Here is a 12,307-nt window from a genome sequence, read left to right as displayed (position 1 = left end):
ATGAAAAAATGTATCATGCGCCGATGAAAATCGAACAAAGCATTATCTCCGCTGCCGTGCAGACTGACCTGATCACAGAAGACCAGGCCGGTCAGCGAATCGACAACTATCTGCTGACCCGGCTCAAGGGTGCACCGCGAACGCTGATCTATCGCATTCTGCGTAAAGGTGAGGTGCGCGTGAACAAGGGGCGCATCAAGCCGGAGTACCGGCTGCAGGCGGGCGACAGTATTCGTATTCCGCCCGTGCGCCTGCCGCAGCCCGATGAGCCGGCGCTGGTGGGGCAGGGTATTCTCAATGCGCTGGAAAACAGCATTCTTTATGAAGACAAGGGTTTGATTGTGGTCAACAAGCCGGCTGGTCTGGCCGTGCATGGCGGCAGCGGGCTGAATTTCGGGGTCATCGAGGCGATGCGCCAGTTGCGGCCTGATTCCCAGCAGCTGGAGCTGGTGCACCGGCTGGATCGAGATACCTCCGGATGTCTGATGATCGCCAAGAAGCGCAGCATGCTGCGCCACCTGCATGCCGAGCTGCGTGGTGACGGGGCGGGCAAGGGTGTCACCAAGTGTTACCTGGCATTGGTGCGTGGGCGCTGGCCGGCAACCGTAAAAAAAGTGCACGCTCCTTTATTGAAGAACAATCTGCGATCCGGCGAACGCATGGTCGAGGTCAACCCGGAAGGCAAGGAGTCGCTGACCGAGTTTCGGGTGGTGGAGCGTTTTGGTGACTTTGCCACGCTGGTAGAGGCGCGGCCGATCACCGGGCGGACCCATCAGATTCGCGTCCATGCCCGACATGCAGGGCACCCGATTGCCGGTGATCCCAAGTACGGGGATGATGAGTTTTCCAGAATAATTCGAGATAAAGGCGGTAAACGTTTGTTTTTGCATGCGATATCCCTTGATAGCTCTCTGCCTGAAGGGGGGCGGCTGCAGGTCTCTGCCGAGCCGGGTGAGATGTGGGATCGCACGTTGCGCCAATTGAGTAAGGAGTGACATGAATACCTTGATCTTCGACTGGGATGGCACCTTGGCCAACTCCATCGACAATATCGTCATTGCCATGCAGCGTGCGGCGGTGGATGTCGAGTTGCCAGTGCGTTCGGTGCGTGAAGTGCGCGACATTATCGGACTGGCGCTCCCGGATGCGGTAGCGGTGCTCTATCCCGGGCTGGGCGATCCGATTCTTGCAGAGCGGCTGATTCAGGCTTATGCGGACAACTATCTTGCATTGGAGCAGAACCCATCGCCGCTGTTTGGTGGCGTGCGCAGTGCGCTGGACGCGCTGCGTGGATGTGGTTTCAATCTGGCGGTGGCGACCGGTAAAGGTCGGCGCGGCCTGGATCGCATGCTCGGCACCCATGGCCTGGAAGACTACTTTGATGTGACGCGCTGTGCTGATGAGACTGCCGGCAAGCCGCATCCGCGGATGATCGAGGAAATTCTGGCTGAGCTGGATGTGACGCCAAGCGACGCCTGTATGGTGGGCGACAGCGAGTTTGACATTCTCATGGGGCACAATGCGGGGGTTTGTTCGGTAGCCGTTACCTACGGGGCCATGACACATGAGCAGCTATTGCGTAGTCGGCCAGTACATTGTGTTGATTCATTCGATGAATTCCATGGCTGGGCTTTGCCCCAGTTCAGGTCCAGTCAATTAGCGGGAGTGTAATGGATGCAGCAGGATAAATGGACTGAAGCGCCCATGGTTGAGCGCAGTGAGATCAAGACGCAAAAAGAAGACAGAAAGGCCTGGGAATTGCTGGAGAAAACCTTGCTGGCGTCGGTGCAGGAGCAGCGGCGTTCGCGGCGGTGGGGGATCTTTTTCAAAAGCCTGACTTTTCTTTACCTGCTCGGCATGCTGTTCATGTTTTCGCCTTTTGCGGGTCTCGACAGCGGCGCAGCTACCGGCAAGCCGCACACGGCGCTTATTGAAGTGCGCGGGACCATTGCCGATCAGCAGGAGGCCAGTGCAGACAATCTGGTCACCAGTTTGCGTCGGGCCTTCAAGGATGAGCAAACGCGCGGCGTAGTGCTGCGCATCAACAGTCCGGGCGGAAGTCCGGTGCAGTCAGGTTATGTCTACGACGAAATTCAGCGATTGCGTGCACTGCATCCGGACATCAAGGTCTACGCGGTGATCGCTGATATTGGTGCCTCGGGTGCCTATTATATAGCTGCAGCCGCAGATGAGATTTACGCTGACAAGGCCAGTCTGGTCGGTTCCATTGGTGTCACGGCAGCTGGTTTCGGGTTTGTCGAGACGCTGGACAAACTGGGCGTTGAGCGGCGCACCTACACTGCCGGTGAGCACAAGGCCTTTCTCGACCCATTCCAGCCAGAGCGCCAGGATGAGCGCGATTTCTGGCAGACGGTATTGCAAACCACTCACCAGCAGTTCATCGATCAGGTCAGAAAGGGGCGGGGTGATCGGCTGCGGGAGCACCCGGATCTGTTCAGTGGTCTGGTCTGGTCAGGTGAGCAGGCTCTGGAGCTGGGCTTGATTGACGGGTTGTCCAGCGCCTCGGCAGTGGCTCGGGATCTTGTCGGCACTGAAGAGTTGGTCGACTTTACCCATCGTGAGTCGCCATTCCAGCGCTTCTCGCGCCAGTTGGGCACCAGTATCGGCAATTCGCTGGCTACCCATCTGGGGTTGGCGGCGCCGGCGCTGCAGTAAGAAAGACGCCTACGGCAGCTGCAAGCCTTCCTGGCGCAGCATCTCGCACAGCTTGATCAGGGGTAACCCGATCAGGCTGTTCGGGTCGTCGCCTTGCAGGGCGGTGAACAGTGATATACCTAACCCCTCTGCCTTGAAGCTGCCGGCACAATCATAGGGTTGCTCGTGCTGTAGATAGCGCTCAATGCTCTCGTCATCCAGTTCGCGGAAGCTGACCTTGAAGGCGTCGTTGGTCAGCTGGTGCCTCCCGGTGCGGCTATTGAGCAGGCACAGTGATGTGGTGAACTGGACGGTGTGGCCGCTGCAACGTCTGAGCTGGTCATGTGCTGCTGCGTGGTTGCCGGGCTTGCTGACTGCCTGTCCATCCAGTAGCAGGACCTGGTCCGAGCCGATGATGAGATGGTCGGGAAAGCGCTGTGTCAGCGCACGTGCCTTGTCCAGGGCCAGGCGCAGAGTGAGCTGTTCAGATGTTTCGTTGGGTGCGGGTGTCTCGTCCACATCGGGCGCGGCGTACTCGAAGGGGATGCCGAGACGCTCAAGCAGCATGCGTCGATAGGGTGAGCCGGAAGCGAGGGCCAGACGGGGCATTTGGTCGTCCTTATATGGAAGGTTGTGGTGAATTTTAGTCTGATTGGCGAGGGGAGCGCCGGAGTTGCTGTTTTTCATCAAATAGTTTTGACAGCAGCCCCCGTGGTGCCTAGAATTGCGCGCTTATGTCTGACCCCATACCCACACACATAGAACCACGTCGGCTCGTTGACCGTGAAATCGTCCTGAAAGGGACGGTGCCCACCGCCAACATGCCCCGTCTCAGCGCCTTGCTTGACGCTCCTGCCGGAGATGTTCAGGTGGAGCTCGCATTCGTGCGGGACGAGCAGGGGATCAGTGCCATGCACGGACATTACCAGGTCGATGTTGCGCAGATTTGTCAGCGTTGCCTTGACCGGGTCGTACTGGCTCTGGATACCGAGTGTGATGTGGGGTTTGTAAGGAGTGACGAGGCGGCGAAAAATCTGCCCCGTCATTATGAACCGGTTATTGTGGATGACGAGGCGCTCGATCTGCACGCGCTGATCGAAGACGAACTGCTGCTGGCATTGCCGGTAGTGCCAATGCATCCGATGGAAACATGTCAGCACCCGCAAGGCTATCAGCCTGAAACCGCGGAGCCTGAGGAAGAAGCTGAAAAGCCCAACCCCTTCAGTGTGTTGGCCAAGTTGAAACGTGATACCTGAAGCTTAGGAGCTTAAAGTCATGGCTGTACAGCAGAACAAAAAGTCTCGTTCCGCACGTGGTATGCGTCGTTCGCACGACGCACTGACCACGGCGGCTCTGTCCGTAGATCAAACTACTGGCGAGACTCATCTTCGTCACCACGTGTCCCCGGACGGCTTCTATCGTGGTCGTCAGGTGGTCAACAAGGACAACGACGAATAAGTCTTGTCCACGTCAGTCCGTTTAGCGATTGATGTGATGGGCGGGGACTTCGGTCCCCGTTGCATTATTCCCGCCGTTGCCCGTTGCCTTCAGCAAATCCCCGGGTTGAACGTCGTTCTGGTTGGTTCGCCCGAACCCATGACTAGTCTCTCCCAGAAGCACCGCCTGCCTGGCGACCGTGTCAGCTTCGTACATACTTCCGAAACCATCCTCGCGAATGATCTGCCTGCCAGTGTGCTGCGCAACAAGCGCGATGCGTCCATGCGTGTGGCAATCGAACAGGTGCGTGATGGCATGGCGGACGGCTGTCTGAGTGCCGGCAATACCGGTGCACTGATGGTGCTGGCGAAAACCTTGCTGGGTACGGTGGAAGGTATTCAGCGTCCGGCGATCATGGCGGCTTTGCCGGTAGCCGGAAAATCCTGTCATGTGCTGGATGTGGGGGCGAATGTGGACTGCTCCGCGCGGCAGTTGTTCGAGTTTGCGGTGATGGGCTCGGAAGCGGTGGCTGAGCTGACCGATATTCCGCAGCCGCGGGTCGGATTGCTGAATATCGGCAGCGAAATCAACAAGGGATCGTTGCGCGTACGCGAGGTTTCCGAACTGCTGCGTGATAGCCGGGCACTGAATTATGTTGGTCATGTAGAAGGTCATGAGCTGTTTCAGGATCGCGCCGATGTGGTGGTGTGCGATGGGTTCGTGGGCAACGTATTGCTCAAGACCAGTGAAGGGCTTGCAGGTTATATGCAGGCCGAGCTGGCACAGGCATTGTCGGGAAGTATCATATTGCGCCTGATGGGTCCGTTGTTGCGACGAGCACTGCAGCCCATGGGCGAGCGTCTTGACCCCAGCCGCTACAATGGGGCTGTTCTGCTCGGTCTGCAGGGCGTGGTGGTCAAGAGTCACGGCAATGCGGATCAGTATGCGCTGGAGATGGCCATTGCGCAGGCGGTGCGCGCATGCGAGTCAGACATGCCACGGCGTATTGCGGAGCGGTTAGAGCGCTGTCGCGGTGACTTGTTGTGACCTGTGTGACCGGCTGGTCATCCTAAGTCGAATTGTTTTCATCAATAAATAAATGAGGAAGGTTGCATGACTCAAACCCTCGCTTTCGTATTTCCCGGACAAGGCTCGCAAGCGGTTGGCATGCTGGCCGGTCTGGCGGAGCAGAATAGCCTGATTGGCGACACTTTTGTCGAAGCCTCTGACGCACTGGGCTACGATCTGTGGCAGCTTTGTCAGAACGGTCCGGAAGCCGACCTGAATCGGACTGATCGTACTCAGCCGGCGATTCTGGCTGCCTCCATTGCGTTATGGCGTCTATGGCTGGCCAAGGCTGAGGTGCGTCCGGCCTATGTTGCCGGGCACAGCCTGGGTGAGTATTCCGCATTGGTAGCCGCTGGTGTCATTGGCTTTGCTGATGCGTTGCGTCTGGTCGAGCGTCGTGGTCAGTTGATGCAGCAGGCGGTAGCGGAAGGTGAGGGCGGCATGGCGGCGATTCTCGGTCTGGCCGATGAGCAGGTCATCCAGCTGTGCGCCGAGGCGGCTCAGGGCGAGGTGGTCAGCGCCGTCAACTTCAATGCGCCGGGGCAGGTGGTCATTGCAGGTCAGGCCGCAGCCGTGCAGCGCGCCATCGACGCCTGTAAGAGTGCAGGGGCCAAGCGCGCGATTGCGCTGCCGGTCAGCGTACCGTCGCATTGCGCGTTGATGAGGCCGGCAGCCGAACAATTGGCGCAGGATTTCTCCCAGTTGAATTGGCAACAACCGGCTATCACTCTGGTACAGAACGTAACAGCTCGGCCTGCGACCGATCTCGACGCGCTGCGCCAGCAGCTGGTTGAGCAGTTGTACAGTCCGGTACGTTGGGTGGAAAGTATTGAATACATCGCTGCCCAGGGCGTAACCGACCTGGTCGAATGTGGACCTGGCAAGGTGTTGTCGGGTCTGAACAAGCGCTGCGCCAAAGGCGTCGCCACCCACAATCTGGATAGCGTGGATGGTTTTGCCGCCGCTGCTGGCCGGTTTGCTGAAGGAGTTTGATATGAGTCTGGAAGGAAAAGTGGCGCTGGTTACCGGCGCCAGTCGTGGTATCGGTCAGGCGATTGCCCATGCTCTGGCAGCCCAGGGTGCCATCGTCGTTGGCACCGCTACCAGTGAGTCGGGTGCTCAATCGATTGCCGAGAAGCTGGCCGCGGCGGGTTATCAAGGTGCGGGCATGAAGCTGGATGTGCGTGATCCGGCATCGGTTTCCGAGTTGCTTGAGCGTATTGCCAGCGAGTATTCTGCTCCGGCGATCTTGGTCAATAACGCTGGGATCACCGCTGATAATCTGCTTATGCGGATGAAAGATGATGAGTGGGATGATGTGATCAGCACTAACCTGGGCTCGGTTTACCGTTTGTCCAAGGCAGTGTTGCGCGGCATGACCAAAGCCCGTTGGGGGCGTATCATCTGCATCAGTTCCGTTGTCGCCGGTATGGGCAATGGGGGACAATCCAACTATGCTGCAGCCAAAGCCGGCATGGAAGGCTTTGCTCGTGCACTGGCCCGTGAGGTCGGTTCGCGGGGTATCACCGTGAATGCGGTGGCGCCTGGATTCATCGATACAGATATGACGCGTGCTCTGAACGACAGTCAGCGTTCAGTCATGCTTGAGCAGATTCCACTGGGGCGTCTCGGCCAGGCCGAGGAAATTGCTGCAGTGGTGGCGTTTCTTGCCGGTGAGCCGGCTGGATACATTACCGGAGCAACTATTCCGGTCAATGGCGGTATGTTCATGGGGTAAACCACCGTCCGCCTGCGGGTGGATGATGGATCTATCTGGTGGAAATCTGGGCCGGCGCAGAGCGTTCGGACCAGGCCATTTTGACACAGAAGCATTTCCAGCTTGAAATCTCGGGAATTCTTTCTATAAACTACCCGCAGTCCGGCTTATCGGAACTGCAAAATCAGGAGTGAGAACAAGGTATGAGTACCATCGAAGAGCGCGTCAAGAAAATCGTTGCCGAGCAGCTCGGCGTCAAAGAAGATGAAGTAACCAACAGTGCTTCCTTTGTTGAAGATCTTGGCGCTGACTCCCTTGACACCGTTGAGCTGGTGATGGCCCTCGAAGAAGAATTCGAGACTGAAATTCCGGATGAAGAAGCCGAGAAGATCACCACCGTGCAGGAAGCAATCAACTACGTGAACTCCGCTCAGAAGTAATCACGCAGTCTGTTTGCAGTTCAAAAAGGCCGCAGTCCTGGTATCAGAGCTGCGGTCTTTTTGTTTGTGCTCGCTTTGCAGAGTCAACAGGCTCTGAATACTTCTGTAATAACTGGTGTCGGGCGGGCGGTCATCATTCAGTTGCCGCGTCGGCCCTTTATGCGGACAATAGCCCGCTGTCGATTGTTGAATTAAGGAGTCTCCCTTGTCGCGTAGACGCGTCGTGGTAACCGGCCTGGGCATGTTGACCCCGCTGGGGAATACGGTTGAAAGCAGCTGGCAAGCGGCTTTGGCGGGCAGAAGTGGTATCGCTCCCATCGAGCATATGGACGTGAGTGCGTTTGGCACCCGTTTTGGTGGTTCGATTCGCGATTTCGATATCGAGCCCTATATGTCCGCCAAGGAGGCGCGCAAGCTGGATCTGTTCATCCAGTACGGCATCGCGGCCTGCATTCAGGCATTGAATGATGCAGGACTGGAGATCACCGATGACAATCGTGATCGTATTGGTGTGTCCATGGGCTCCGGTATCGGCGGTCTGACCAATATCGAGCGCAACCATGAATTGCTGCTGAACAGTGGCCCGCGACGTATCTCGCCATTCTTCGTGCCTGGCTCGATCGTCAATATGGTTGCCGGCTATCTGTCTATCCAGTATGGCCTGCGCGGTCCCAACTACGCGTTGACCACCGCTTGCACCACAGGCACCCACAGTATCGGCATGGCGGCACGCAACATCGCCTATGGCGAAGCCGACGTGATGATTGCCGGTGGCTCGGAGATGGCAACCAGCGGTCTGGGCCTGGGCGGCTTCAGCGCAGCGCGGGCGCTGTCGACCCGTAATGATGAGCCGACCAAGGCCAGTCGTCCCTGGGATGCTGAGCGTGACGGTTTTGTGCTGTCTGACGGCTCCGGTGCCGTAGTACTCGAAGAGTATGAGCATGCCAAGGCGCGTGGTGCGCATATCCATGCCGAGCTGATCGGTTTTGGCATGAGTGGTGACGGCTACCATATGACGGCTCCTCCGGAAGACGGCCGCGGTGCTGCCATGTGCATGAACAACGCTCTGCGTGATGCCGGTGTACAGCTTGAGCAGGTGGGTTATATCAATGCCCACGGTACCTCGACCCTGGCTGGCGATCTGGCCGAAACCCGTGCGGTGGCCAGTGTCTTTGGCGATCATGCCCATGCGCTGGCCATGAGCTCGACCAAATCCATGACCGGTCACCTGCTGGGTGCTGCCGGCGCAGTTGAAGCCATCTTCAGTATTCTGGCGCTGCGCGATCAGGCGGCCCCGCCGACCATCAACCTGGATAACCCGGGCGAGGGCTGCGATCTCGATTACGTGGCCCACGAGGCCCAGGCTCGCCAGCTGGATGTAGTGGTTTCCAACTCGTTCGGCTTCGGTGGCACCAACGGTAGCCTGGTGTTCCGCCGTCTCTGATGGACATCACCGGGATGGCCGCACCCGCCGCAACAGATTGTCTGGTCAATGGTGTACCGACCAGCCTTGTTTCGGTGCGGGACCGAGGCCTGGCCTATGGTGATGGACTGTTTGAAACCATTCTCGTCCGGCGTGGCAGTCCCACACTGGTGGACTATCATTTTCGGCGTCTGGCCAGAGGTGCACAGATTCTGCGCTTGCCCCTGGACCAGGCGCTGATTCGCAGCGAAGTCGAACAGCTGGGAAAACAGGTCGGCGATGGCCTCATCAAGCTGATTGTCACCCGGGGTGAGTCTCAGCGGGGTTATGCCATGCCTCAGCCGCCCCAACTGACGCGCATCCTGCAATCCTCACCACTGCCAGCTTACCCATCCCGGCATGCCGAGCAGGGCATCCGCCTTTATTCCTGCGCGACGCGCCTGGGCAATCAGCCATTGCTGGCGGGGATCAAACACCTCAATCGGTTGGAGCAGGTCCTGGCGCGGAGTGAGTGGCAGGATGCAGCCTGTGCCGAGGGGCTGGTCTGTGATCTTGAAGGCAACCCGGTCGAAGGCACCATGAGCAATCTCTTTATTCGCCTGAATGATCGCTGGGTGACTCCGGTGCTCGACCAATGCGGGGTGCAAGGGGTCATGCGGGATTTCCTGATTGATCATCTGGATGATCAGGGAGAGGCGGTGGTACAGCGGACAATCAGCCATGACGAGCTGCTGAGCAGCACGGAAGTCTTCTGTTGTAACAGTGTGTTCGGTGTCTGGCCGGTGGTCGCGCTGGAGGGCAAGCAATGGCCCGCAGGGCCGCATACACGGGTTATCCAAACCTTGGCAAAGCAGGTTTTAAGTTGAAGTTGTTTATAAGGTTTATTGCTAAACTCATTGTTTTAGCAGTGATTTTGATGGCCTGTATTGGCGGGTGGGGCTATTTCACTCTGCAATCAACTCTGGATCAGACGCTGCAGATCGAGGTGGCCGACACCCTTGAAGTACCTCCCGGCAGCACGCCCGCGCGGGTTTTTGCCGGATTGGAGCAGCGCGGCGTGATTGAGCGTTCCAGTTGGGTGCGCCGCTATTGGCAGTGGCAGATGCCGGAAACGGTACTGCAGGTAGGCGAATACCGCCTTGCGCCGGGAATGACCGTACAGCAGCTGTTGGCCGTATTGCAGCGTGGCGAGGTGGTTCAGCGCAGCATCACCTTGGTTGAAGGCTGGAATTTCAATCAGTTCCGCGATGTATTGGCGCAGGCTGAGCGGCTGGATCAGACGTTACCGCGTGACTGGAACAATGAACAGGTGATGGCAGAGCTTGATCTTCCAGAGTCTCATCCCGAAGGGCTGTTCTTCCCGGACACCTACCTGTACACCCTAGGTATGAGCGACCGTGACATCCTGCTTCGCGCCTATCAGCGCATGCAGCGGGTGTTGGAGGAGACGTGGGAGCAGCGGGTGGAAGGGCTGCCGATCGACAGTCCCTACGAGGCTCTTATTCTGGCTTCGATTATCGAGAAGGAGACAGGCGTGCCGCACGAGAGAGGCGAGATCGCCGGTGTGTTTACCCGTCGCCTGCAAAAGGGCATGCGCCTGCAGACCGATCCGACCGTCATCTACGGTATGGGTGAAAACTGGCAAGGTAATATTCGCCGCAGCGATTTGCGCCGGGCTACGCCTTACAACACCTACACTATCGACGGCTTGCCGCCAACGCCGATTGCCATGCCAGGCAAAGAGGCGCTACTGGCCGCCGTCAATCCTTTGCCCGGCAAGAGTCTGTTCTTCGTTGCCCGTGGCGACGGCTCCCACGTTTTTTCCGAAACGCTGCAGCAGCATAACAAGGCTGTCCGTCACTATCAGATTCTGCGGCGGGCACCCAACTATCGTTCCAGCCCATCACCGGCGGGCTCAACAAACAACGGGGCGGCGCAATGAGCGGCTTGTTCATTACTTTTGAAGGCCCGGAGGGGGCCGGCAAATCGACCAACCTCAAGGTGTTTGCTCAGGCCCTGGCCGAGCGCGGCTGTACGCCGTTGCTGAGCCGTGAGCCAGGCGGCACGCCAGTGGCCGAACGGATTCGCGAGGTGTTGCTCAGCCTGCATGAGGAACCGATGCACGCCGATACCGAGCTGCTGCTGATGTTCGCCGCCCGTGCCCAGCACCTCAATAGCCTGATTCGTCCGGCGTTGGCCGAAGGCAGGGTGGTCATCAGTGATCGCTTCACTGACGCAACCTACGCCTATCAGGGCGGCGGTCGCGGGATCGACCCGCAGCGTATCGCTGCGCTGGAAGAGTGGGTTCAGGGCGAGCTGCGTCCGGACCTGGTGATCATCTTCGATGTGCCGGTTGAGCTGGGTATGGCCCGGGCCAGGGCACGCAGTGAGCTGGATCGGTTCGAGCGCGAGCAACAGGCTTTCTTTGAAAACGTCAGAAATACCTATCTGCAGCGTGCGGCAGCTGATCCGCAGCGATATCGAGTAATCGATGCCAGCGGTGATCTGGCTTCGGTACGTGATGCCATGCAGCCGTTGATCGAAGAAGTGCTGGAGCGCTGCAATGCCTGATCAGGCAATCATGCCCTGCCCCTGGCATCTGCCGGTCTGGAACTCCCTGACCGCCGGTAGCCGTCATGCCCATGCGTTCCTGTTTGCAGGTTTACCCGGTGTGGGCAAACGCGTATTCGCCGAGGCGTTCGCTGCCTATCTGTTGTGCCTCAAACCGGAGTCCAGTCGAGCCTGCGGGCAATGCCGCAGCTGCCAGTTACGCCAAGCCGGCAGCCACCCGGATCGGCTGGTGGTGGAACCGGAAGAGCAGGGTAAGGCCATCCGTATCGATGTGATTCGCCAGCTGGCGGATTTCATGGGTCAGACGGCGCAGCAAGGCGGGCGCAAGGTTGTGATTCTGCACCCGGCCGAAGCAATGAACCTGAACGCGGCCAATGCGCTGCTCAAGTCATTGGAAGAACCTTCAGCGGAAACCTATCTCTTGTTGGTCAGTGATCAACCCAGCCGGTTGCTGCCGACCATTCGCAGCCGTTGCCGAGTGCAATCGCTGATCACGCCCAGCCACACTGATGCCATGGCCTGGCTGAGTCAGAGTCTGCCGGATCTGGATGCCGAGCAGCATGCCGCCTTGTTGTTGATGGCTGGGGGCGCCCCCTTGCGCGCCGTTACGCTGCATGAAATGGACGCCACCAGTCTGCGTCAGCAGGTAGTGGAGGGGGTGAAGGAACTGCTGAAGAATCAGCAGTCGGCATCCCGGCTCGCGGAGCGCTGGCCGACTCTGCCATTGGAGCTGCTGGCGGACTGGTTCTGCGACTGGACACTGGACCTGCTGCGACTGAAGACCGGGGCGATTGAAGAGCCAATCAACACCGATATGGCCAAGGTGCTTCCCTATATGGCCCGCCATATGTCGATGCCCGCCTTGCTGACATGGCAAAGCTGGCTGCTGGAACATCGCGGCATGATCATGGGTAAGGCCAACCTCAATCGGGTGCTGTTCATCGAAACCCTGTTGATCCAGTGGAAACAATTGATGGAAAGGCGGTAACCTGCCTG

16 protein-coding genes are annotated in these 12,307 nt (G+C 58.4%); 15 read left to right on the top strand and 1 reads right to left on the bottom strand.

All coding sequences use genetic code 11. The features are described 5' to 3' along the window. Window positions 1–23 precede the first annotated feature (23 nt). From rluC to sppA, 3 genes are read left to right on the top strand one after another with little or no spacing between them, the layout of a single operon-like run. The gene (rluC, locus tag INT39_RS16825; protein WP_193075151.1) at window positions 24–995 is read left to right on the top strand and encodes a 23S rRNA pseudouridine(955/2504/2580) synthase RluC; all 972 of its coding nucleotides are present in this window, start codon (window positions 24–26) and stop codon (window positions 993–995) included. A gap of 1 nt (window position 996) precedes the next feature. Continuing rightward, on the top strand, window positions 997–1,671 hold the full coding sequence (locus INT39_RS16820; RefSeq protein ID WP_193075150.1) for an HAD-IA family hydrolase: 675 nt from the start codon (window positions 997–999) through the stop codon (window positions 1,669–1,671). A gap of 3 nt (window positions 1,672–1,674) precedes the next feature. Continuing rightward, a complete protein-coding gene (gene sppA, locus INT39_RS16815; RefSeq protein ID WP_413468939.1) occupies window positions 1,675–2,676 on the top strand; it encodes a signal peptide peptidase SppA in 1,002 nt (333 codons plus the stop codon). Between the two features lie 9 nt (window positions 2,677–2,685). Here sppA and INT39_RS16810 read toward each other — a convergent pair whose 3' ends face one another. Continuing rightward, a complete protein-coding gene (locus INT39_RS16810; RefSeq protein ID WP_193075149.1) occupies window positions 2,686–3,264 on the bottom strand; it encodes a Maf family protein in 579 nt (192 codons plus the stop codon). A gap of 125 nt (window positions 3,265–3,389) precedes the next feature. Between INT39_RS16810 and INT39_RS16805 the strand changes: the two genes are divergently transcribed. From INT39_RS16805 to INT39_RS16755, 12 genes are all read left to right on the top strand, one after another. Then, entirely contained in the window at window positions 3,390–3,911 is a 522-nt protein-coding gene (locus INT39_RS16805; protein WP_193075148.1) for a YceD family protein, read from the top strand. A gap of 19 nt (window positions 3,912–3,930) precedes the next feature. Beyond that, on the top strand, window positions 3,931–4,113 hold the full coding sequence (gene rpmF, locus INT39_RS16800) for a 50S ribosomal protein L32 (protein WP_193075147.1): 183 nt from the start codon (window positions 3,931–3,933) through the stop codon (window positions 4,111–4,113). A gap of 3 nt (window positions 4,114–4,116) precedes the next feature. Continuing rightward, window positions 4,117–5,139 (top strand): phosphate acyltransferase PlsX, encoded by a 1,023-nt coding sequence (gene plsX, locus INT39_RS16795; RefSeq protein WP_226944857.1) that lies wholly within the window; start codon window positions 4,117–4,119, stop codon window positions 5,137–5,139. Window positions 5,140–5,205: 66 nt separating this feature from the next. Then, window positions 5,206–6,153 (top strand): ACP S-malonyltransferase, encoded by a 948-nt coding sequence (fabD, locus tag INT39_RS16790; RefSeq protein WP_193075146.1) that lies wholly within the window; start codon window positions 5,206–5,208, stop codon window positions 6,151–6,153. Between the two features lies 1 nt (window position 6,154). After that, window positions 6,155–6,898, top strand: coding sequence for a 3-oxoacyl-ACP reductase FabG (gene fabG, locus INT39_RS16785; RefSeq protein ID WP_193075145.1), 744 nt, complete (start codon window positions 6,155–6,157; stop codon window positions 6,896–6,898). 38 nt (window positions 6,899–6,936) lie between these two features. Then, window positions 6,937–7,071: a hypothetical protein gene (locus INT39_RS22705; protein ID WP_264299112.1), complete on the top strand. Its 135-nt coding sequence runs from the start codon at window positions 6,937–6,939 to the stop codon at window positions 7,069–7,071. A 9-nt stretch (window positions 7,072–7,080) separates the two neighbouring features. Next, entirely contained in the window at window positions 7,081–7,317 is a 237-nt protein-coding gene (gene acpP / locus INT39_RS16780) for an acyl carrier protein (protein WP_090273001.1), read from the top strand. Between the two features lie 205 nt (window positions 7,318–7,522). After that, a complete protein-coding gene (fabF, locus tag INT39_RS16775; protein WP_193075144.1) occupies window positions 7,523–8,761 on the top strand; it encodes a beta-ketoacyl-ACP synthase II in 1,239 nt (412 codons plus the stop codon). A 14-nt stretch (window positions 8,762–8,775) separates the two neighbouring features. Next, window positions 8,776–9,606 carry an aminodeoxychorismate lyase gene (pabC, locus tag INT39_RS16770; protein WP_193075143.1) on the top strand — a complete coding sequence of 277 codons (831 nt, stop codon included), beginning with the start codon at window positions 8,776–8,778 and terminating at the stop codon, window positions 9,604–9,606. A 17-nt stretch (window positions 9,607–9,623) separates the two neighbouring features. Next, on the top strand, window positions 9,624–10,682 hold the full coding sequence (gene mltG / locus INT39_RS16765) for an endolytic transglycosylase MltG (RefSeq protein ID WP_413468941.1): 1,059 nt from the start codon (window positions 9,624–9,626) through the stop codon (window positions 10,680–10,682). Continuing rightward, window positions 10,679–11,311, top strand: a complete 633-nt coding sequence (gene tmk / locus INT39_RS16760) for a dTMP kinase (RefSeq protein WP_193075141.1) — start codon at window positions 10,679–10,681, stop codon at window positions 11,309–11,311. Before mltG ends, tmk begins: the two co-directional genes overlap by 4 nt. After that, window positions 11,304–12,299, top strand: a complete 996-nt coding sequence (locus INT39_RS16755; RefSeq protein WP_413468938.1) for a DNA polymerase III subunit delta' — start codon at window positions 11,304–11,306, stop codon at window positions 12,297–12,299. The genes tmk and INT39_RS16755 overlap by 8 nt, the downstream gene beginning before the upstream one ends. The last annotated feature ends 8 nt before the right edge of the window (window positions 12,300–12,307 follow it).

The sequence above is a fragment of the Pseudomonas sp. FME51 genome (assembly GCF_014897305.1).
This window is presented reverse-complemented; position numbering and strand designations above follow the sequence as displayed.